Annotated in this window: 17 protein-coding genes; 3 read left to right on the forward strand and 14 right to left on the reverse strand. The window is 70.7% G+C overall.

The genetic code is table 11. The features are described from left to right. Positions 1-7: 7 nt before the first annotated feature. Positions 8-1,570 (forward strand): mucoidy inhibitor MuiA family protein, encoded by a 1,563-nt coding sequence (locus J7E87_RS01165; protein ID WP_215089029.1) that lies wholly within the window; start codon positions 8-10, stop codon positions 1,568-1,570. Between the two features lie 322 nt (positions 1,571-1,892). Here J7E87_RS01165 and J7E87_RS01170 read toward each other — a convergent pair whose 3' ends face one another. The 8 genes from J7E87_RS01170 to J7E87_RS01205 form a co-directional block, all read right to left on the reverse strand. Then, positions 1,893-2,114, reverse strand: a complete 222-nt coding sequence (locus J7E87_RS01170) for a Trm112 family protein (protein ID WP_215089030.1) — start codon at positions 2,112-2,114, stop codon at positions 1,893-1,895. Next, the gene (locus tag J7E87_RS01175) at positions 2,111-3,016 is read right to left on the reverse strand and encodes a DMT family transporter (RefSeq protein WP_308312800.1); all 906 of its coding nucleotides are present in this window, start codon (positions 3,014-3,016) and stop codon (positions 2,111-2,113) included. The genes J7E87_RS01170 and J7E87_RS01175 overlap by 4 nt, the downstream gene beginning before the upstream one ends. 3 nt (positions 3,017-3,019) lie before the next feature. Beyond that, entirely contained in the window at positions 3,020-3,811 is a 792-nt protein-coding gene (locus J7E87_RS01180; RefSeq protein ID WP_251016808.1) for a bifunctional 2-polyprenyl-6-hydroxyphenol methylase/3-demethylubiquinol 3-O-methyltransferase UbiG, read from the reverse strand. Beyond that, positions 3,808-5,424: a condensation protein gene (locus J7E87_RS01185; protein ID WP_215089031.1), complete on the reverse strand. Its 1,617-nt coding sequence runs from the start codon at positions 5,422-5,424 to the stop codon at positions 3,808-3,810. The genes J7E87_RS01180 and J7E87_RS01185 overlap by 4 nt, the downstream gene beginning before the upstream one ends. Beyond that, complete coding sequence (locus J7E87_RS01190) at positions 5,421-9,689, reverse strand: alpha-(1->3)-arabinofuranosyltransferase family protein (protein WP_215089032.1); 4,269 nt, start codon at positions 9,687-9,689, stop codon at positions 5,421-5,423. The genes J7E87_RS01185 and J7E87_RS01190 overlap by 4 nt, the downstream gene beginning before the upstream one ends. Positions 9,690-9,711: 22 nt before the next feature. Beyond that, positions 9,712-10,389 carry a class I SAM-dependent methyltransferase gene (locus tag J7E87_RS01195; RefSeq protein WP_215089033.1) on the reverse strand — a complete coding sequence of 226 codons (678 nt, stop codon included), beginning with the start codon at positions 10,387-10,389 and terminating at the stop codon, positions 9,712-9,714. 78 nt (positions 10,390-10,467) lie between these two features. Beyond that, on the reverse strand, positions 10,468-11,676 hold the full coding sequence (locus J7E87_RS01200; protein WP_215089034.1) for a glycosyltransferase family 4 protein: 1,209 nt from the start codon (positions 11,674-11,676) through the stop codon (positions 10,468-10,470). Between the two features lie 290 nt (positions 11,677-11,966). Further along, positions 11,967-12,920, reverse strand: a complete 954-nt coding sequence (locus J7E87_RS01205) for a DUF3068 domain-containing protein (RefSeq protein WP_215089035.1) — start codon at positions 12,918-12,920, stop codon at positions 11,967-11,969. Between the two features lie 239 nt (positions 12,921-13,159). On the opposite strand from J7E87_RS01205, the gene J7E87_RS01210 reads away from it, so the two are divergent. Next, positions 13,160-13,342, forward strand: a complete 183-nt coding sequence (locus J7E87_RS01210; protein WP_175257004.1) for a hypothetical protein — start codon at positions 13,160-13,162, stop codon at positions 13,340-13,342. Positions 13,343-13,376: 34 nt separating this feature from the next. Next, a complete protein-coding gene (locus J7E87_RS01215; RefSeq protein ID WP_215089036.1) occupies positions 13,377-14,621 on the forward strand; it encodes a CdaR family transcriptional regulator in 1,245 nt (414 codons plus the stop codon). A 329-nt stretch (positions 14,622-14,950) separates the two neighbouring features. On the opposite strand, the gene J7E87_RS01220 is transcribed toward J7E87_RS01215, so the two are convergent. The 6 genes from J7E87_RS01220 to J7E87_RS01245 form a co-directional block, all read right to left on the reverse strand. Further along, entirely contained in the window at positions 14,951-15,742 is a 792-nt protein-coding gene (locus tag J7E87_RS01220) for a DUF429 domain-containing protein (RefSeq protein ID WP_215089037.1), read from the reverse strand. A 329-nt stretch (positions 15,743-16,071) separates the two neighbouring features. Continuing rightward, positions 16,072-17,109 (reverse strand): phosphotransferase family protein, encoded by a 1,038-nt coding sequence (locus J7E87_RS01225; protein WP_215089038.1) that lies wholly within the window; start codon positions 17,107-17,109, stop codon positions 16,072-16,074. Beyond that, positions 17,102-17,884, reverse strand: coding sequence for an SDR family oxidoreductase (locus tag J7E87_RS01230; RefSeq protein ID WP_215089039.1), 783 nt, complete (start codon positions 17,882-17,884; stop codon positions 17,102-17,104). The genes J7E87_RS01225 and J7E87_RS01230 overlap by 8 nt, the downstream gene beginning before the upstream one ends. Before the next feature lies 1 nt (position 17,885). Beyond that, positions 17,886-19,115: an acyl-CoA dehydrogenase family protein gene (locus J7E87_RS01235; RefSeq protein ID WP_215089040.1), complete on the reverse strand. Its 1,230-nt coding sequence runs from the start codon at positions 19,113-19,115 to the stop codon at positions 17,886-17,888. A 1-nt stretch (position 19,116) separates the two neighbouring features. Continuing rightward, entirely contained in the window at positions 19,117-19,323 is a 207-nt protein-coding gene (locus tag J7E87_RS01240) for a hypothetical protein (protein ID WP_215089041.1), read from the reverse strand. Next, positions 19,320-20,138, reverse strand: coding sequence for an SDR family oxidoreductase (locus J7E87_RS01245; protein WP_308312801.1), 819 nt, complete (start codon positions 20,136-20,138; stop codon positions 19,320-19,322). Before J7E87_RS01245 ends, J7E87_RS01240 begins: the two co-directional genes overlap by 4 nt. Positions 20,139-20,145 lie beyond the last annotated feature (7 nt).

The raw sequence follows: 20,145 nt of genomic DNA on the forward strand, positions 1-20,145 counted from the left end.
ACACGCCATGTCCACGGCCCCGAAGCCGATCGCCCTCCCCGTCACCGCCGTCACGTGCCTTGAGGATCGCGCCCACATCGAGCGCGCCGTCGTGCTCGACCTGGAGGCCGGGGTCCAGCAGTTGCGTCTCGGGCCGGTCAGTGCGCTGGCCGTCGACCGGAGCCTCCATGCCGAGCTGACCGCCGATCACCCCGCGACCGTGCTCGACGTGCGGATCGTCCGCAGCTGGACGCCGCGCGGGCCGCTGCCGTCCACCGACGACGACTCCGCCCTGCGCCGCCGCGTACACACCCTCGAAGAGGAGCGGCTGGCCCTGGGGCGGCGACGCGACCGGCTGCATGCCCGCCTTGACCTGCTCGGCCGCCTCGCCGCCGATCTGCTGCGGGAGATCGGCGAAGGCGCCGGCTCCGGAGAGACCGAACGGCCCCGCTGGGCCCGCGAACTGGACCGGGTGGATGACGAGCGCGACGCGCACGGCGAGCAACTGCGCACCGTGGAGGCCCGGCTGGCCGCCCTCGCTGCCGAACTCGGGGAAGCCCAGCGGGCCATGCACCTCTCCGAGGAGGAGCCCGCCGAGCTGGTCGGCCATATCGAGTTGACCGTGGAGGCCGCGGTCGCCGGGCCGGTCGGGCTGCGCCTGAGCCACCTCACCCCGTGTGCGCTGTGGCGGCCCGCCTACCGGGCCGTGCTCGACGGGGACTGCCTGACACTGGAGACCGACGCGATGGTCTGGCAGCGCACCGGTGAGGACTGGTCGGACGTACGACTGACATTGTCGACGGCCCGCTCGGCGCTGGCCACCGATCCGCCACGGCTTGGCGAGGACCGGCTGACGCTCAAGGACCGCTCCGCAGCGGAGCGCCGCACGGTCGACGTCGAGCTGCGCGAGGAGGAGGTCGGGGCCCTCGGCCCGGCCCCGGTGCTCGGCCTGCCGGGGGTGGACGACGGCGGCGAGGCGCGGGTGTTGAGATCCCCCGCGCCGGTCTCGGTGCCCGGTGACGGCCGCGCCCACCGGGTGCCGCTCTCCGCGTTCACCACGGCCGCGCGCAGTGAGTACGCCTGCTCACCGGAGTTGTCCCCCCTGGTCACCCAGGTGGTGCGGTTCGACAACCTGTCCGGCCACGCGCTGCTCGCCGGGCCCGTGGACCTGGTCCGCGGCAGCGGATTCAGCGGCCGCGGCACGCTGGACTTCACTGCCCCCGCCGCCCCAGTTGAGCTGGCCTTCGGCAGCTGCGACGACTACAGGGTGGTCCGGCATGCCGAGGAGTCCCGCGACTTGGCCGGAATCACCCAGCGGACCGTGGTCACCCGCACGGTCCGGCTGCACCTGTCCCGGTTCTCCGCCTCCGGGGAGCACGGCGAGCGGGTGGTCGCCCTTCGGGAGCGGATCCCGGTCTCCGAGGTCTCGGCGGTGGAGATACGCCTGCACAAGGATTCATGCTCCCCGGCGCCCGACGTGGTCGACGCCGAGGGCATCGCCCGCTGGGACGTCACCCTCCCGCCCGGCGGCCGCCGCACGGTCACCCTGGTCTACGAGCTGTCGGCGAGCGCCAAAGTCACCGGGCTCTGAGTTCGGTGGGCCGCTGCACGCCTCCTGCTGGTTCAGGCCTGATCTTGGCTCCCGTCCCCGGCCCGGGGCCGTCTCGCACACCCGAAGGAAATGAGGGCGTCACCGCTGGGCCCGCCGGTACGCGGCCTGTCGCCCGGTCGCGACCGGCTGCTGCGAGGGCGGGACTCCCGCCTGCCGACAGCACGTACGCCTCGACCTGTTCCTCGGCGGCCGGACGCGCCGGGTCGGGCTGCTGGTTGTGCCGGCGGCTCGGCTACCGGGACCGCACGGTCATCACCAAGCTTCATCAGGATCACCACAGCGCCCCGTCCGGCAGCAACGGTCACGAACTGCCGGAGTCGGGCAGTTCGGCGGGCAGTACGTCGTGTTCCTGCTCGACGGCGGGCTCGCCGGAGGAGGGGAGCAGTTGCGGGATGCCGTCGACGATCGGATAGCGGCGGTGCAGGCGCGGATTGTAAAGAGCGCCCCTGATCTCGTCGAGGATCAGCGGACCCTTGTCGAGCGGGCAGGCGAGGATCTTCAGCAGCGGGTTGTCAGGCTTCATGGCCGGGTTCCTTCAGAGGTGGAGGTGTCCGCGTCATGTCGCGGCATGGTGAGCAGGACCGATAGGGCCAACGCGGTGCCGCCGAGGCGCAGCAGCAGCCGCAGCGGGTCCTCGGGCAGTGGCTCGTCGAACGCGATCGTGCCGCTGACGATGGTGAACACGCAGGTCACCGTCGAGCAGACCGGGACGATCAGCGACGCGCGGCAGCGCTGCAGGGCGGTCTGGGACAGCACCAGTCCGCTGATCCCGGTGAACACCAGAAGGTACGGGTAGGGGGAGGCGAGCAGTGCCGGCACGGAGCCTTGGAGGTCCGAGGTGCCCAGGTGCCCGGAGATGCCCTTGATGGCGAGCGAGCTGACCCCGTACAGCAGACCGACCGCCACCCCGTAGGCCACTCCGGTGGTCGGCTGCCGGTGACGCCGGCGGGCTCGCCGTTCCGCGGCCGCGTACAGGAGCAGTCCGGCCGCGAGTGTCGGCACGCACAGTGCCAGCAGGAGACCTGCGGGCGCGCTGCGGCTGATCTCCTCGCTGCTCTCGTACAGCGAGGACACCACCATGACCAGCGCCAGCCCGATGACGGCCACCGCGCGCTGCTCCCGGCCGGAGGGGCGCTCACCGAGCACCACCGACGAGAGCACCAGCAGGAGGGCCAGCCCTGACAGGAACAGACCCTGGGCGGCGGCGATCGGCAGTGTGCGGTAGACGGCCAGTTGGGCGGCGAACCCCAGGGCGAGCGCCGTGGCCCCGCAGATCCACAAGGGCCTGCCGGCCAGCAGGAGCAGGGCCCGGCCCGGCTGTGCGGCGCTCAGCGGCGGCATGCCGGCCAGAGCCCGCTTCTCCAGGACGAAGCCGGTGCTGTACAGGACGTTCGCCGCCAGTGCGGCGGCCACTCCCCACACCACGGGCTACACCTTCCTCGCGTGAACCAGGAGGATGGAGGCGAGGGACGGCAGTCGGCAGGCCAAGCGGTCCAGCGGGCGGAGCGGGCGCGGCACTCCGTGGAACGGCGCACCGGCGACCGTCACCACCTCGAACCCGGACGCCGCCACGAACTCGCGCAGCGCGCGCGCCGTGTACAGCCGCAGATGGCCCACCACCTGGCTGCCCGGCCTGCCGTGGATGCGGCGCAGACTCACCTCGGAGAACACCGGTTGGACTCCGGCGAGCAGCAGCCCGCGGTTGTACCAGGCGGCAAGGTTCGGCGTGGAGAGCATCAGATGCCCCCCGGGTCGCAGCACCCGGTGCAGTTCGTCGAGGGCGCTGTCGGGGTCGACGAGGTGCTCGACGACCTCGCTGAACAGCACGGCATCGGCGCTGCCGGAGGCGAACGGCAGCCCACCGCCGGTCAGCTCGCCGCGGACGACCTGGCTCAGACGCGGCGCCGCCCGGCGCAGCGCGTCCTGCGACCAGTCGACTCCCACGATGCGGTGCCCGTTCAGTACGCGGGCGGCGGTCGCGGCCGCCGAGCCGTCACCGCAGCCCACGTCGAGCACGGTCGCGGCCGGGCGGCCGGGCCCGGCGGGCCCGAGCGCATCGGCCAGCATCCGGGCCTGGCGCAGACTACGGGCCTCGCCGGAGGCGACGGGGACGGTGGGGTCCTCGTAGAAATCCCGCAGCCCGGGGACGGGCCGGGTCGGCGAATGCACCGGTGCCTCGGGCGATTTCCCGGCGGCGGAGCCGTTGGAGGAGGGGGTCATGACGGCCTCTCACGGTTCTCCCGGGCGGAGCGGGCTCCACCCGGTGTCGGGTCCGGACGCAATGCGTCGCGGTCGTACGGCCGGCCGGGTCGGCATGCCTTGCCCCGAGCTCCGGGCGCCTCGGGGTCCGGAGCGGTGGCGTCCACCTCCGGAATGTCGGCTTCCGGCCCAAAACCCCAAGCGTTCGACCCGGCCCGGGTGACCTGTGACGTCGTCGAAAGCGACTGCTCGAACAAGCCTGCCAAGTGCGTGCCCGCTGCGTCACCGAGCAGCGCCCGCGACCAGCGCAGCGTCACATGCAGTCGCCCATCGGTGGAAGCCGCCGCCACGCTCAGCCCGCGCGGCATCCGCGCCGGTGCGGAGAACCACACGGCTATCGCCCGGCCGGCGTCACCGAAGTCCAGCGAGTACGGAACGCGTCCGATATTGGTGACCAGCGCCGTCGACGTCCAGGGCGCCGCCGCCCGCCGCGCGCCACGGGTGAGCGCGCCCCGGATTCCGACCGGCAGCAGCCGCGCGGTCAACAGGCTCGCCCCGGAACCCAGCGGCGCGCCCTGGGCCGACTTCAGCGCGCGGGTGCGCCGAGCGGTGGTGCCCAGCAACCGGGCCACGGCCGCCAGGTCCGGCCGCTCACCGAGCAGCAGGTCCGTGTCGCGCGGGTCCTCGGAGGTCATGGCCACCTCGACGAGCCGGGTTCCGTTCCCCATCGGCATCTCTCTGCCGCGCGGACGGTCGTCGACGGGCATGGTGATCCGCACCGGACCGGCCGGCCTGCCCTGCGAGACGTTCCAGCGGCCCACCATCAGTGACGCCGCGACCAGCAGTTGGTCGTTGACGGTCCACGGCGCGAGCCCGCCGGTCCGGCCCACACGCGGCGGAACGGGCAGTTCCGCCTGCAGCATGCCGTTGCCCGCGGCGCGGGCGCGCACCGGCTCGGGGCGGGAGTCCGGCGCGACTCGCACGGGCCGCGCGCGCACCGCGCGGCCCGTGCCGTCGGTCGCGGCCGGGGGCGGCCCCGAGGGGTCCAGCCGAACCGGCCCGGGGACGGGGAGAGCGGCCGAGCCGCCGTACAGTTCCGCGGTCGTGGCGAGCACCCGCAGCCCGGACCCAGCGTCGAGGGCCGTGTGATGCATCGTCAGCAGCAGCACGGTCCGGGTCGCCCCCGGCACGCCCGCCTCCGGCGGCTCACCGGCGGCCGCTCCCCCGTCCACCTCGATGACTTCCAGGCGCATCGGCGGCGACAGGGCCAGTGACGGGCATTGGGTCAGGGCTCGCGCGCGGGCGCGGCCCAACGCGTCAGGTCCCGGCCGCGCGAAGCTCACCGGGTCGCTGTCCGGTTCGCCAGTCAGCTCCCACGCGAAGGACTGCCGGTGCCGGCGGCCGGGCACTTCCCGCATCAGCACCCGGGGGTGCGTCAGCAGCGCCCGCCGGAACGCGGTCCGCAACCGTGCCGGGTCCAGCCGTCCGGGCAGATGGACCTCGACATGTACGGTCTCCGGCTCGTCGTCACTGAGGCAGTGCCGCGACACCTCATCGATGATCGGAAAGGGAAGCCGGACCCCGCCGGGATGGGTTGCGGTCCCCCACCCGGCGGCGGTCCGCGACGAGGTCATGACGGGCCACCGCCTCCCGGATACCGAGGGGGCGGCTCGGGCCAGTCCCCGTCGCCCGTGCTTCCCTGCTGGGCCGTGACCATCGGTCCGGCTTCCGGCGCGTCGGCACCGCCATCGTCTTCCCGACCGGCGGCCGCGGACGCCGGGCTCACCGCCGTCACCAAGGCGGCGGACAGGGCCACCAGTGCCAGTACCTGGGCGAAGGCGCTGAACGCGCCTTGCCCGGCGGCAGCCGGCTCCCCGGCGCCGACGGCCGCGGCGATGCCCGCTCCGGCCATCGCCACCGCGGCGGTCGGCACCAGGACGGCCGGCCGGAACCGGGCCGCCACGGCGAGTACGGGCACCACCAGGGCCAGCGGACCCGCCGCCACCGCGACGACGGCGGTCAGCGCCAGCGTCCCGAGCAGCATCCCGGGGGCCGCCGGTTCGGGCAGCTCCTCGTCTCTTCCTCCGACGTTGCGCCTGCGGCCCACGAAGGCCAGTGCGGCCAGCGCGGCGAGCGCGATCACACCGCCGATCAGGGCGGCCCGGTACGGCCTGGAGGGCTCGAACTCCAGCTTCACCGTGCCGAACGCCCCGTCCGGGACCACCCAGGCCTGCTGCCAGCCGTCGAGCCGCACCGACTCCAGCTCCGTGCCGTACAGGGTGGCCTTCCAGCCGTCGTTGGCGTTCTCGTAGGTCTGCAGGTACGTGGCCTCGCCGGAGCCGGCCGAGACCGACACGGTCCGGCTGTCGTCGGTCCACTTGGTGACGGTGGCCTCGCGGCCCGCCGCTCCCGCGATCTTCTGCGGGGTGCCGTGGGTCAGAGTGACGTCGCTGATCGCCAGCGGACCCGCGTCACCCGCCTCCACCTCGTGCTTTCCGACCGGAAGGTCCAGGGTGCCGTCCTTTTCCTCTCCCGCGCAGAGTGCGACGGTGACGGGACGCCGCTCGGTGAGGTCCCGGACGGATCCGGAGGCCTTCGTCTTGTGCAGGACGCCGCCGACGGCAAGGTCCGGGCCCTCACCGCACGGCAGCGAGAAGCGCGCGGACGGCTTCGGAGGCGGCACCCGCAGGTCGGCCAGCGCGGGAACGTGGACCTCACTGAGCCCGACCGGCAGCTGCAACTGCGCGTTCGCCACCGGATTGTGGACGGTGAGCGGGGCGACCCTGCTGACGGTGATGTCGAGCCGGTTCGTCTCGATCTCCGGGAAGCGCACCCGCCCGTTCTCGTCCACTTCAGCCGTCGCGGCGCCGTGCGGCGAGCTGATCAGCACCTGCTCGGGCCGGGTGGACACCCCGCCCGCCGCAGCCAGGATGATCTCGTCAACCTTCTTCTTCTTGGGCCAGCTCAGGTGGACGACCGGCCGGTCGCCCGCGATCCAGGCGGTCGTCAGATCACCGTCGACCAGGTTGCGGGCGCTGAGTGACAGGCCGTTGCGGCTGGTGGAATCCGCGGAGGCCGTCACCCGGTTCCTCGATCCCGGAGCCGAAAGGTCCAGCAGTTCGTCCAACGGGCCGCCGGGCACGGCGACGGCTCGCGCCGACACCTTGTACTCGCCCGCTTCCTGGGTGCTGAACTGCCGGTGCAGTCCCACCTCGGCCGATACGGGCGACAAGCCGCCCGCGTCGGTGCCGCGGTGCAGGGAGTAAACGGTCGCCTCCGCGTCGGTGCGCTTCGCGTCGGCGGGCAGCGCCAGCATGCGCGTCACCTGCACATCCGGGATCGACACCTCGGAGAAGCCGGCCCCGGACAGGCCCGGCCGCGCCTGCTGCGCGGCAAGGACGGTGATCTTCATCCAGGAGGCCTCGCCGACGGGCGCCTTGACGGTCTGCGGCTGGCCGTTCGTCTGCAGCGGGCTTTCGGCCGAACCGCGGTCGGTCTCGATCCGCACCCGCGTGGGCGCAGCGCGCATGCTGTCGCCCGGGAGGGGCGTCAGCTGGATGGAGGCCGGGACGTCGGTCGGCCCGGAGAAGTCCACCTTGAGCCACTGACCGGCCGGCTTGCCCGGGCTGCCCTCGGCCCACGCGGTGTCCGGGTTGCCGTCGAAGGCGTTCACCGGGTCGTACTGCGGCAGGTGGAACAGCCAGTTGCCGCTGCTGGAGGCCGTCACGGACGTCGCGCCGCGCAGGTCGGCCGTCGTCTGGTGATCGGTGCCCTGCGACGGCAGGATCTGCTTGGGCTTCTCGCCCGGGTTCTGCAGGCTGCCGGAGTGATTGCGCTCGTCCGGGGTGTACGTGTACGAGGTGTTGTTGTTGACCAGGCCGAACCGGGTGTCGGCTCGGCGCAGCCCGTCCGCGACGGCCTTCACCGGTGCGGTGACGCCCTTGGGAAGACGGTCCCCGGCCAGTACGGCCGGCCGGCCGGCCATCGAGGGATCGGCCGACAGCTGGAGCAGCGCCTCGGGTCCGCCACTGACCACGGCCGTGTCGGCCACGGTCGACACACCGACCCTGGCGGGACGCCTGTCGCGGTCCTGCGGCTGATAGATCTCCACGGACTGGAGCCGCGGATACAGCCCCTGCACCTGCAGCGGGGTGTCGGCGGCGATGCGCCCGCCGGTCACGAGCGGGCCGAACCCTGCGACCTTGCTGTAGCCGGACGATTCCAAGGTCCGTTTCACCGTCTGCGGCGGTACATAACCGATCTGGTCGGGGTCGAGGTCATTACGCACGACCACTTCGTGCATGCCGGCCCGTGCCAGGTACGCCTGAAGGCCCGGAACCTCGGTGCCGGACAGCAGCGCCTGCTCGACGGCGTCCGTCGCACGGCGTGAACCGGGTGTACCGAAGGGGACGAAGTCACGCTGTGCCCAGGGCGTTTCGGCCAGCACGTCGAACGGCTGGTCGATGGGGGAACCCCAGGTGTAGATGCCGTGCGCCGTCGCCGGTACGACCACGGCCCGGCTGTTCGGGGCGTTGTCCTTGAGCCAGTCCGCAGCCTTCTCCCAGTGGGTGGGCAGCTTGGTGAAGGCGCCGGGCTGCAGGATCGAGCCATTGAGGTACGGCAGGGCCAGGCCGGGCAGTACCAGCACCGCCACCACTGCGGGCGCCCAGCGGCGACCGGGAAGTGCGCGAGGACTTCTGCCCACGGAGAACACAGCCGTCAGGTGGGCCAGGCCGAGGGCGAGCGCGAGGGCCAGTCCCGGCTGGAACTTGTAGATGTTGCGGAAGGGCTTCAGCGACCCGTTCAACCACTCCTGCACGACACCGTGGAACGGACCGCCGAAGGCGCCGCCGTACCCGGCCAGCGTCATCAGGACGACGGCCAGGACGGTCAACAGCAGCCAGCGGCGCTCCGGCAGGTCCCGGCGGGCCAGGCCCGCCAGCCCCAGTGCGGCGGCGAACGCCGAACCCAGGACGGTGATGACGGAGGCCGCGACGGTCCAGCCGGCCGGCAGCCATGCCTCACCGAAGTTGAGATACGCCACCCAGTTGCCGGCGCCGCGCAGCAGCTCGGTCGCGGACATGGTGGCGGTGGTGGTCTCGGCCTGCTCGACGTACGGCATGAAGTTCTCGCCGTGGATGGCGAGCAGGAACAGCGGCACCACCCACCACACGGTGGCCAGCACGACGCCCGGTATCCACCAGCCCAGCAGCGCGCGCCGACGCCGGCCGGCCGGGCGGCTGAGCAGGTACAGACCCACGGGCAGCAGCGCGGCCAGCGTCGAGGCGGCGTTCACGCCACCCATGAAGGGGATCAGCATGGCCGAACGTGCGGCGGCCATACGGGGGCTCAGCGCCGCAGAGGTCAGCGGCAGCAGCACCCAGGGCAGCAGGGCACCGGGCAGCGCGGCGGCGGAGGTCGAGCCGATGACGATCGTGAAGGTGGGCCACAGCGCGTATACCACCGCACCGAGCAGCCGTGTCGCGGGCGTGCCCACATGCAGCCGTTCGGCGAGCCTGAGCGCACCCCAGAAGGCGGCGGTCACGATGATCGACAGCCAGAGCCGCTCGGCCAGCCACACCGGCACCTGCAGCAGGTCCATGAACGCGTAGTAAGGGAGCGCCGGGAAGGCGTAGCCGATGTACTGGTTGGCTATGCCGCCGAGGCCCGCGTTGCCGTTCCACAGCGAACCGAGGTCGCCGAGGAAGCGCCACGGGTCGAGGGCGACGCCGAGCTTGGTCTCGAACGTCATCTTCCCCGGTGACACCGCGAGGAAGGACACCAGCACGACGCCCCAGAAGCCGAAAAGCAGACGTCGTCCGCGCGGCGCCCCGGACGCCTCGGACGGCGTCGCGCCGGGCTGCGGCGCCCGGGTGGGCGCCTGGACCGTAGTGGTCATGACCGTTCCTCGCTTCGCTTGCTCATGGGCTTCGCCTGAGAATCAGCAGCAGATTCCAGGTGGCGATCTCGCGGAGTCCCGGCACCCGGGTGATCGTGCTCGCGAAGAATGGCCAGTAACGGGACCGCGCCGTGACGATTTGCACGTCGTCGCGGCCGCGGACGTGCCGCAGGGTGTGACCGATATGGACGGGGAACAGGTTTTCGCCGACCGTGTGCTTGGCCTCGTGGCCGGTGCGCCGTTCGTAGCGTTCGCGGGCCCGGGCGGCCCCGAGGTAGTGCCACGGCGCTGTCTCGTGACCTCCCCAGGGGGAGAGCCAGTTGGTGAACGACAGGTAGATCAGTCCGCCGGGGCGGGTGACCCGCACCATCTCGCTGATGAACGTCTGCGGGTCCGACACGTGCTCCAGCACATTGGACGAGAAGCACACGTCCGCCGCGCCGTCGGCGAGCGGCAGCAGATAGCCGTCGGCGAGCACCGCGTCCTCGGTCACCGGGCCGCGGGCGCTCAGCTCCCGCAGGTCGGGCTCGAAGAGGTAGCTCTGCGCGCCGTGGCGGCGGAACTCCTCGGTGAAGTGGCCGCTGCCGCCGCCGATGTCGACGACGATCTTGCCGGGCAGGTCGATGTGACGTGCCACTTGTGAGACCGAGTCACGGGCCAGCAGGGTGTAGCACTGCTCGGGGTCGCTCTGTTCGCGCATGAACGCCCGGAAGAGGGTGGCCGATCGCCGCAGCGACGGATCCTTGAACGCGCGTTCGGTGACATCAAAAATGGCCGCTCACCTCCCGCGTCCCGGGGCGGCGGCGAGCGCAGCGGCCTCGGCGGCGACCGCCTGGAACTGACGGACCGTCGATCTCCAGCGGAAACGCTTGGCGCGACGCGCGGCGGCACGTCCCATGGCTGCGCGCCGGTGGGCACTGAGGGACAGAGTGCACCACGCGGCGGCGAACGAACTCTCGCCCCGGGCCAGCACCCCGGTCTCTCCGTCCTCGATGGAGTCGCACAGGCCCGGTATGTCGAAACCGACTGCGGGAGTGGCCCGGGCGGCGGCCTCGGTGACGACCAGCCCCCAGCCCTCGACGAGGGAGGGGTGCAACAGCAGCCACGCCTCGCACATCAGCCGGTGCTTCTCGGCCTCCGACACCCGGCCGGCGAACGTCACACCGGGGCCGGCCATGGCTTCCAGCCGCTCCCGCTCGGGGCCGTCACCGACGATGACGAGCCGACCGCCGGTGACCGGACGGACCCGCTCCCACAGCCGCAGGAGCAGATCGATGCGCTTGTACTCCACCAGCCGTCCGACGGCCAGGAACAGCGGTTCCTTCGCCTCGGGCAGCAGCACGCCGGGGTCTTCGACGCCGTTGTTGACGATCCGGATACGGTCCGCGGCCACGCCGATGCCGCGAAGCTCGGAGGCGGTCGACTCGGAGACGGCCACCATCAGGTTTGCGCGGTGGGTGCCTGCCAGCGCCCAGTGCTCCAGCCTGCGGCCGAGCCGGGCCGCCGGGCCCGGGTAACGCATCTGCCAAAGATCGGTGTGCACATGGTTGACCAGGCACAACGTCGGTCCGCGGTGCCACAGCGGCGCCAGGTACGGCATGCCGTTGCACACCTCGACCAGCAGGTCGCAGTCGCCGACCTCGCGGGCGAAGGTCTTCCTGGCGCGCAGGAAGTGTCCTGCGTCACCGCCTGCGGAGACCACCCGGTAGTCGCGTTCTGCGGCCGGGCCGCCACACACGAGCGTGACCTCGTGGCCGCCGGCCGTCAGACCGCCGGCTATCCGGTCGATGAGCAGTTCCGAGCCGCCGGCGGCCTGGTTGCCCAGGTCACGGCGGGCGAGGAAGGTGATCCGGCGCGGCAGAGGTTCCGCGACGGGTGCGATGTGCGGGTCATCGGCGAGCGAGTTGGTGGCTGGGCTGCCGGTGCGGGCTTGAGCGGGGACGGAGTCCTCCTGGCCGGAGGCCAGAGCGGACGCGTGCTGGGGCATAGAGGTGCTCCACTCGGCGGCTGCGGGGGCAGGCGGGTGAGGGATTGCCGGGCTTCCGGGGGTGAAGCGCTGGGCTGGCTCGGTGTGGGGGGTACTGCCGGGACGGTGCCGACCGGGATGTGCGGTCGATGTGTGTGAGCATCGGGCCGGTGGCAGACTCCTGAGAGTGGGAGCCTGGCACGAACCGGAATCACTAGTTCTACTGCGGGGTAACCCAAGTGTTCGTTCGAGTGATTCGTTCCACTACTCACGCGGGTGACAAGTTTGGGCTGGTTGGCGGCCCACTTTCATCACTTGTCTGAGTGTTCCGTCCGCCGACGGCCACGGATGAGCATCAGCACGCCGGCGGCGGCGAGCAGACCGCCCGCGATCCCGCCCACAACGGGCGCCGTCTCGCCGAGCACCTTCAGCCGACTGCCGTCGTCCGAGGCCAGCGTCACCTGCTCGCGCCGGGTCGCCTCGGTGAACTCCAGCCGCTTACTGGACAGCAGGGTGATCGCGTCCTTCTTCGAACCCGGGGCCCGCAGCGTCTTCGTCGGCGCGATCGCCGCGTTCATGATCCGGCCCGTGCGCTGGTCCACCGTCAGCTCGATCCCCGCGTTGGAGTACCACTCCTCGGCGAGCACCTGGCCCTGCGGGCGGCCCACCAGCACGCCGGGCACCTGACGGGTGCCGGTGGCGGTGGCCGCGACGGTGCCGACGAAGAGGTAGCCCCGGTGGCCGCGGATCTTGGTGGTGCCCTTGAACTCCAGCGGCACGGCGGCACCCAGGGTGCTGTCCCACCAGGTGTAAACGCGCTTCTCGACGTCGAACGGGAACTTCAGGTAGGCCTCGCCCTCGAACCTGGGCTTCTCCTCGCAGCAGCGCACCGGCAGGTTCGTCCGGCGGTCGGTGACCCAGCGTTCCGTGGTCCACTGCAGGGATTTCCGCGGGTCGGCCAGCGGCAGCGTCTTCGGCGTGTCGATCTGTGTCGAAACGTCCCAGATCGCGTTTCCGCTGCGCTCGCTGCCGGCGACGTCGCCCAGCACCCGACGGGTGATCGTTATCGTCTGGCCGTCCACCGTGGAGACGGATCCGGTGTCGAAATAACTACCCTCACCGCTGAAGACCGTCGTGGAGTTCACGTCGGTCGGCGTGCGCTTGGCACGCGGCTCCACGTACCAGACGAGCAGCTGAGTGAGTACCAGCAGAAAAACGCCAGTACCCAGCAGAATCAGGGACCAACGCGACGGTGAACGGCGCATGCGGGTACTCCAATGCGGGCGGGATGTGCGGGGCGTACGTGGACTGTGCAGGAAGGGGTCACACGCACGGATCTCAGGCTGTCCGGGCCGAGGAGTGGCGTACCCGGGAGTAACAGCGCTGTGACCGGCGAAATTAGGCGGAGCTTGACCACCTGTCAATGCGACTCGCATACTGATCGCGCCGGACCGGGCCGGCGCGCTGGGTGACAACCTCATCGACAGAGAGGCCAATCACCCTCATGCCCAGACTGCTCGCCGCCTTCCTGACCTGCGTCGCCTCCGCCGTCCTGGCCACAGGCGCCGCCTTCGGAATCGTCGCGGCCCTCAATGTCACACCCGAGCAGCAGAATGTGCCGCTCGTCACGTTCCCCGACCCTCCCGCCAACGGGACGTCCAGCACACCGAGCCCCAGCGCGGGCTAGGTTTGTGAAGATCCAGGCCCGCTGATCGAGCGGCATGCGGACCGGACGTCCGGGAGAAGGCGCTGTGGCAGCATCGTCAGCGTGGCACGACGTGCCACGAGAACGGATTCAGCGGTTCGCCGACCGAGCCCTGGAGCAGGTCCCCGATCTTGCACAGGACATCCTCGCCGCGATCCGACGGGAATATCCGGGTCTGGCGTTCATCGCCGACGAGTCCGGAGAGCCGAAGGCCCTGGTGGCGATCCGGCACGCGCTGGAGCTCTTCCTGGAGCAGATGACCACGGGGTCGGACCGGCCGCGCGCCCTTCCCGAGATGTTCCAGGACTTCGGGCGCGGCGAAGTCACGCAGGGGCGCAGCCTGGACTCCTTGCAGGGGATCTACCGGCTGGGCGTACGCCTTTCCTGGCGGCGTATGGCGGAGATCGGCCAGCAGGTCGACATCCCGCCCGCAGCCATGTACGAACTCGCCGAGTCCGCGTTCGAGTACCTCGACGTCATGGTGGCCCAGTCGGTACGCGGCTACGCCGAGGCCGTCGCCCGCCAGGCCGGGGAGCGGCTGCGCCTGCAACGACAACTCGTCGAGCTCCTGCTCGCCGAGCACCGCACGGATCCGTCCGCTTTCCTCGCTGACCGCGCGGCCGGCGTCGGCTGGCAACTGCCCGAAAAGGTGGCGGTGGCCGTGCTGCTCCGCCCCGCCCCAGAGGCTGTCGCCCCCGCCGTGGGCGTCGAGGTGCTGCTCGACATGGAGGGCGAGCACCCGCGCATGGTGGTGCCGGACCCGGAGGCCCCCGGGCGCGCGGAGTTGCTGCACCGGGCGATGGCCAACTGGTCCGGCGCGATCGGCCCGTCGGTTCCCCTGGCGGAGGCCGCCACGTCGCTGCGCTGGGCGGAGACCGCCGTCGGGATGATCGAGCAGGGCCTGCTGCCGCAAGGGCGGCTCCTGCACTGCGGTGAGCATGTCGAAGCCCTGGTGCTGCTGCCCGCAGGGGAGCTGATCGACGAGCTGGCGCGGCGGCGGCTCGCCCAGTTGGACGAGTGTGGCGGCCCGGCGCACGCCCACCGTCTCGCCGAGACCCTGCTGGCCTGGCTGGAAACGCGGGGCGGCACGCCGGAGGTGGCCGCCCGGCTCGGAGTCCACCCGCAGACCGTGCGCTACCGGCTGAGACAGCTCCGTGAGTTGTGGGGCGAGGACCTGGACGACCCGGACCGCCGCTTCGAACTGGAGCTGGTGCTTCGCGCTCGGCGGCTGCGCGGTGATCTCGTCCCACCGCCCGACTGACCTGGGGGGCGACGCTGACGGACTGTCGGACGCCTCGCACCTGACAGAGCGTCAAGGTGATCCTGAAGCAGGGTCAGATACATCCTGGCGGTGCCGAAGCCCGCCGTGTTGCGGCAGCGGGGCTGTCCGCTCGGCTTGGCGTGCACCTCCTCGACCGCGCAAATCCTTCTCCTGCTCCGCACAAGTCCTGCTCCGCACGAGCGTAAGGAGAATCGGCGGCCACCCCCAGGGCGATCTTGATCAACCGAGGAAGCTCAGCCGCACCTGGCGGTTCGGGTTGTTCTTGTTCGTGTCCGCGAAACTCCGTTAGTGCAACCCCAATTGAGCCGTCAGTGGCGGAGGGCCGCCAGATCCGTACCGGGCAGGTGGATCCAGCCCTCCTGCCCAGCGGCCGCGCGCTCGTCCGGAGAACGCGGCCACAAAGTGTCCCCGACCAGGACGGCGCGAGCAACCAGGGCACAGACCAACGCGTCGAGATGGTCGTGGCTGTTGACACACTGCCCGCGCACCGCCTCGGGGAGGGCCAACCCCAAGCCCGCCTCGACCGAGCCGACGATGTGCTCTCGGACGGCACGCGCTTCGGGCGTGGCGCTCTTGTAGCTACCAGGAAGGCGAATCCCCCACCGCCGCAGTGCGGCAGCGGGGTAGACCTCGGCGATTGGTCCCGACCCGTCCCTGGGCACAGGGGCACCGATCGCCGCGAGGGCATCCAGCAGATAAGCCGCTCGCAGCGCCACGACACCCAGAAGATCGGTGGACACCGACAGCGGAGGCCGCATCGAGGTCGCCTTCCATGTGAGGTCGTCGGTGAACCTGAATCGCAGCGCATCCAGACCGGGCCTCCCGTCCGCACGCTCCTCGAACCTGACGGGGGGCGGCAGCCGCAGGCCCCGGTGGTGGGCCAGGACCGTTGCCACGAAGCTCGACGGCCAGCCAAGAGGGCAGTCGAGGCCGGTCTTGTCGGCCGCCCGGACAACCGCCAGCAGATCCTCATCCCCCTCGGGCACGACGAACTCCGCCGCCAAGCTGTCCACGCCGCCCCAGACCACCCGGCACACAGCCGTACGCCGTGCACTCGCAGCAAGGTCGACCCCGACCGTCACCGCCTGTCGTTGCCTCATGCCGCGATCCTTCCGCAGCACGCCCGTGGGCCACCGCACCCCCGCGCCACAAACAGGTGCCATGCCCAGAACCCCCGGGCTCACCGATCCTGAGAATGACCGGCACCGGCACCGGCCCACGCCGGACCGGCGAGCGATTGACGGCGACAACCTTGAAGCCGTACTCCTTCGCGGCACCGGTGATCGGCGGCACCTCGCCGACGCTTCCCAGGTCGAGCGTTCACCGCATTCATCGCCTCCGGCCGGTTCAACGTGATGATGCCGTTGTGTTCGCGTCGCTCGAACAGCACCGCCGAGCTCTGGGCGGAAGAGCCCATTACTACTCCTCCTCAGATCCCGGCTTCGTCAGCGATTCGACATGCGTTGTCCACGAGCGCATCGATGCGTTCCACGGTGGGCGTGCCTGTCGCGCTCTTGTTCTTCGGTTCATCGATCGCTCGCCTCATCACGCCTTCACCAATCACAGCCACCTTCCACAGGCCCAGCACATGCCAGAATTTCAGTGCCGCCGGGTCCCGGTCCGTTTCGGTCAGGTACACCTGAGCGAGCTCGGCACGGTCCGGGAAGCCGTCGAGGACGGAGGCGGCGAAATCGCCCCCGGTCTCCTCCTCTCCCGGTTCCGGCCAGTACGCCAGCAGGCTGCCCATGTCCGCCAACGGATCCCCGAGCGTCGACAACTCCCAGTCGAGCGCCGCGGTCACCTCCCCGCTGTCGTAAGAGGTGATGACGTTGCGCAGATGGAAATCGCCGTGTACGAGCGTCAGTTCGCATTGCTCCGGGACGGCGGCGACAAGGCGCCGGGTGAGGTCCTCGAGGGCGGGCAGCTCGCGGGTCCTGGACTTCTCCCACTGGCCCGTCCACCGCTTGAGCTGACGCTGCGCATACGGCTTGTGGCTGGCCAGTCCGGTCAGCCCGGTCGCCTCGAGATCGACCGCGTGGATCTTCGCCAGCGTCCGCGGCAAGGACATCCCGATCGCCCGGCGGCGCTCCGGCGTCAACGACTGCGCGATCGGCATCGTGTCGACGACCTGGCCGTCCACGAACTCCATGAGCAGCAGCGGGACGTCGGTCACGGCGGGATCAGCGGTCAGCCCGAGCACCCGCGGGGTCGGGACGGCGGTGCCCTCCAGCGCGGTCAGAATCCGCGCCTCGCGAGCCACGTCGTGCGCCGACGCCAACAGGCGACCCAGCGGTGGGCGCCGCAGCACCCACCTGCGGTCGTCCTGGTCCCGTACCAAGTAGGTCAGATTCGACTGACCGAGCCCGATCCGGTCAAAGGTCAGTGGCCCGGCGAAGTCGACGCCGAGGGTCTCGAGCCAGCGGCTCACCGCCCCGGCGTCGACTCCGACGATGTCCGCGCTAGACACCGATGCCGGCTCCTTGCCTGAACGGGAGCGCGTCACCGAGGAGTTGCCCGCCGTCGATCACCATGGTCTCGCCGGTGATCCAACTCGCGGCGTCCGAGACGAGAAAGGCGACCGCGGAGGCGATGTCGGCAGGCTCCCCTATGCGCCCGAGCGCCGTCGAGGCAGACAGGGCCTGCTCGTGCTCCTTCCACAGCGCCTCGGCCAGCTTCGTGCGGACCACACCCGGTGCCACCGCGTTGACGCGAACCTTCGGCGAGAGTTCCAGGGCCAGTTGCTTGGTGAGATGGATCAGTGCGGCCTTCGAGGCGTTGTACAACCCGATGTTCGCCTCGAAGGCCATGCCGCCGACCGACGCGGTGTTGACGACCGCCCCGCCGTGCTCGCCCATCCAGGCCCGCGTGGCCAGCCCCGTCCACAGGACGGGAGCCCACAGGTTCACGTCGAAGGTCTTGGCGAACCGACCGTGGTCCTGGTCGATGACCGGCCCGAAGGCCGGGTTGGTCCCCGCGTTGTTGACGAGGATGTCCAGGCTTCCGAAGCGCTCAAGCGCCAGATCCACACAGCGCTGAGCCGCCTCTTCGTCGACGGCGTGCGCACCGACGCCGACCGCTGTGCCCTTGACCTGGGCCGCGGCGGCGTCCGCCGCCACCTGGGACCGGGCGGTGAGGACGACGTTTGCGCCGACCGCGGCGAGGGCCTGGGCAATCGCCAGCCCTATACCGCGCGAGGCGCCGGTGACGACGGCGGTGCGACCGGTGAGATCGAGTCCTGCCATCTCAGCTCACCGCTGCCGTGGCCGCGTCGCGGTACTGCCGCAGTTCCTGTCTGGCGATGGCCCTCTTGTGGACCTCGTCGGGACCGTCCGCCAGCCGCAATGTCCGCAGACCCGCATACATCATCGCCAACGGGAAGTCGTCGGTCACTCCTGCTCCCCCGTGCACCTGAATCGCGCGGTCGACGATCTTCAACGCGATGTTCGGGGCGGCCACCTTGATGGCCGCGATCTCGGTGCGCGCTTCCTTGTTCCCGACCGTGTCCATCAGATACGCGGCCTTCAGCGTGAGGAGGCGGATCATCTCGATGTCGATACGCGCTTCCGCTATCCAGTCCTGGACATTGGACCGTTCGGCAACCGGACTACCGAATGTCACCCGTGACTGCGCGCGCCGGCACATCAGCTCAAGCGCCCGCTCGGCCGCGCCGATCGCTCGCATGCAGTGGTGGATACGACCGGGCCCGAGCCGGGCCTGGCTGATCGCGAAACCCTCACCCTCGCCCTTGAGTACGTCCTTGGCCGGCACCCGTACGTCGGTGAAATCGATTTCGGCGTGCCCCTCACGGTCCTGGTAGCCGAACACCGGCAGCCCGCGCATCACCGTGACCCCGGGGGCGTCGATCGGGACGACCATCATCGACTGCTGCCGGTGCGGGGCAGCGGTGGGATCTGTCTTCCCCATGACGATGAGCACCTTGCAATTACGGTGCATGGCATTGGACGCGAACCACTTACGGCCGTTGAGCACGTACTCGTCGCCGTCGCGCTCCATCCGCAACTCGATATTGGTGGCGTCGGAACTGGCGACACGCGGCTCGGTCATCGCGAACGCCGAGGCCATCGTCCCGTCGAGCAGGGGCCTCAGGTACTTCTCCTTGTGCTCGTCGCTGCCGAAGCGTGTGAGCACCTCCATGTTGCCGGTGTCGGGAGCGTTGCAGTTGCACGCCTCGGAGGCGATGTGGCTGCGCCCCATGATCTCCGCAAGCGGCGCGTACTCCAGATTCGTCAGCCCCGGGCCCCACTCCGCGTGCGGGTGGAAGAGGTTCCACAGTCCGCGCCCCCGCGCCTCCACCTTGAGGTCCTCGATGATCGGCGGATGGAAGTTCGGGTCACCCGACGCGCGCATCTGCTCGTCGTAGACCGCTTCAGCGGGGTAGATGTGCGAATCCATGAACTCGAGCAGATCCGCCTGGTACTTCTTGGCGCGGTCCGACGTCTCGAACAGGGACATCTCAACTCCTGACGGGTAGGGAGGGAAAACTCGGTGTGCGCTTGTCGAGGTGACTGGCCACGCCTTCGACGAAATCGGCCCCGGCCACGCCGGCGCGTACGCCGAGCTCGTCGGTCCAGGCGTTCAGCTTGGCGGGCCGGTTGAACGTGAGCACCAGCACGGGCCCGCGGTGTTCGGCGAGGACGAGTTCGTCGGGCGCGCCGGTCATGACTGCGCCGGCAGGGAGTTCTGGTAGCGGCGCATCCCGCGCAGCCACCGGTCGTAGTCCGAGCCCTTGTGCCGGTACATGTCCAGAACCTCTTCGTGCGGCAGGATCAGGAAGCGCTCGTCCTCGATCGCGGCCAGGACGGCGTTGGCGACCTCGGCCGGCTCGAGGACGTCACCGGCGGACGTGACGGCCTGCGTGGCGGCTCGCCCCAGGGCGTCCCCGGAGTCCTTCCCCAGGGACAGCATGTTGGTGTTCACCCCCATCGGGCACAGACAGCTGACATGGACCCCGCGATCGCCGTAGGTGACACTCAGCCATTCGGCGAAGCCGACGGCCGCGTGCTTGGTGACGGCGTACGTGGCGGAGCCGATCTGGGTGAGCAGCCCGGCCGCCGAGGCGGTGCTGACGAAGTAGCCCTCGCCGCGCTCGAGCCACCGCGGCACCAGCAGCGTCGCCGCACGGATGTGGGCGCGCAGGTTCACGTCGATCGAGAGGTCCCAGTCCTGCTCGTTCGCATCCAGGCCGGGTGCCCCGGCGATGCCCGCGTTCGCGAAGTAGAGGTCGACCGGACCGAACGCGCTTTCCGCCAGAGCGATCAACTGCTCGATCTGTGGGGTGTCCGACACGTCCGCGCCCGCGCTCACGGTGCTTCCCGGATGGTCGGCGTTGACTGACGCCGATACCGCCCGCGCGGTGTCCGCGTCGAGGTCGGCGACGACGACCCGGGCACCCTCGCGAGCGAGCCGTGCGACCAGCGCGCCGCCGATGCCGCCTCCGCCACCGGTGACGATGGCAACCCTTTGTGCAACGTTCACAGCGAAC

It is taken from the genome of Streptomyces sp. ISL-1, from assembly GCF_018614585.1.
In the GTDB taxonomy this organism is placed as follows: domain Bacteria; phylum Actinomycetota; class Actinomycetes; order Streptomycetales; family Streptomycetaceae; genus Streptomyces; species Streptomyces maoxianensis.

Excerpts from the sequence above, each read along its gene's own strand:
- J7E87_RS01165 (WP_215089029.1), top strand. The coding sequence starts at position 8 with ATGTCCACGGCCCCGAAGCCGATCGCCCTCCCCGTCACCGCCGTCACG.
- J7E87_RS01170 (WP_215089030.1), bottom strand. The coding sequence starts at position 2,114 with ATGAAGCCTGACAACCCGCTGCTGAAGATCCTCGCCTGCCCGCTCGAC.
- J7E87_RS01180 (WP_251016808.1), bottom strand. The coding sequence starts at position 3,811 with ATGACCCCCTCCTCCAACGGCTCCGCCGCCGGGAAATCGCCCGAGGCA.
- J7E87_RS01185 (WP_215089031.1), bottom strand. The coding sequence starts at position 5,424 with ATGACCTCGTCGCGGACCGCCGCCGGGTGGGGGACCGCAACCCATCCC.
- J7E87_RS01190 (WP_215089032.1), bottom strand. The coding sequence starts at position 9,689 with ATGACCACTACGGTCCAGGCGCCCACCCGGGCGCCGCAGCCCGGCGCG.
- J7E87_RS01195 (WP_215089033.1), bottom strand. The coding sequence starts at position 10,389 with ATGCGCGAACAGAGCGACCCCGAGCAGTGCTACACCCTGCTGGCCCGT.
- J7E87_RS01200 (WP_215089034.1), bottom strand. The coding sequence starts at position 11,676 with ATGCCCCAGCACGCGTCCGCTCTGGCCTCCGGCCAGGAGGACTCCGTC.
- J7E87_RS01205 (WP_215089035.1), bottom strand. The coding sequence starts at position 12,920 with ATGCGCCGTTCACCGTCGCGTTGGTCCCTGATTCTGCTGGGTACTGGC.
- J7E87_RS01210 (WP_175257004.1), top strand. The coding sequence starts at position 13,160 with ATGCCCAGACTGCTCGCCGCCTTCCTGACCTGCGTCGCCTCCGCCGTC.
- J7E87_RS01215 (WP_215089036.1), top strand. The coding sequence starts at position 13,377 with ATGCGGACCGGACGTCCGGGAGAAGGCGCTGTGGCAGCATCGTCAGCG.
- J7E87_RS01220 (WP_215089037.1), bottom strand. The coding sequence starts at position 15,742 with ATGAGGCAACGACAGGCGGTGACGGTCGGGGTCGACCTTGCTGCGAGT.
- J7E87_RS01230 (WP_215089039.1), bottom strand. The coding sequence starts at position 17,884 with ATGGCAGGACTCGATCTCACCGGTCGCACCGCCGTCGTCACCGGCGCC.
- J7E87_RS01235 (WP_215089040.1), bottom strand. The coding sequence starts at position 19,115 with ATGTCCCTGTTCGAGACGTCGGACCGCGCCAAGAAGTACCAGGCGGAT.
- J7E87_RS01240 (WP_215089041.1), bottom strand. The coding sequence starts at position 19,323 with ATGACCGGCGCGCCCGACGAACTCGTCCTCGCCGAACACCGCGGGCCC.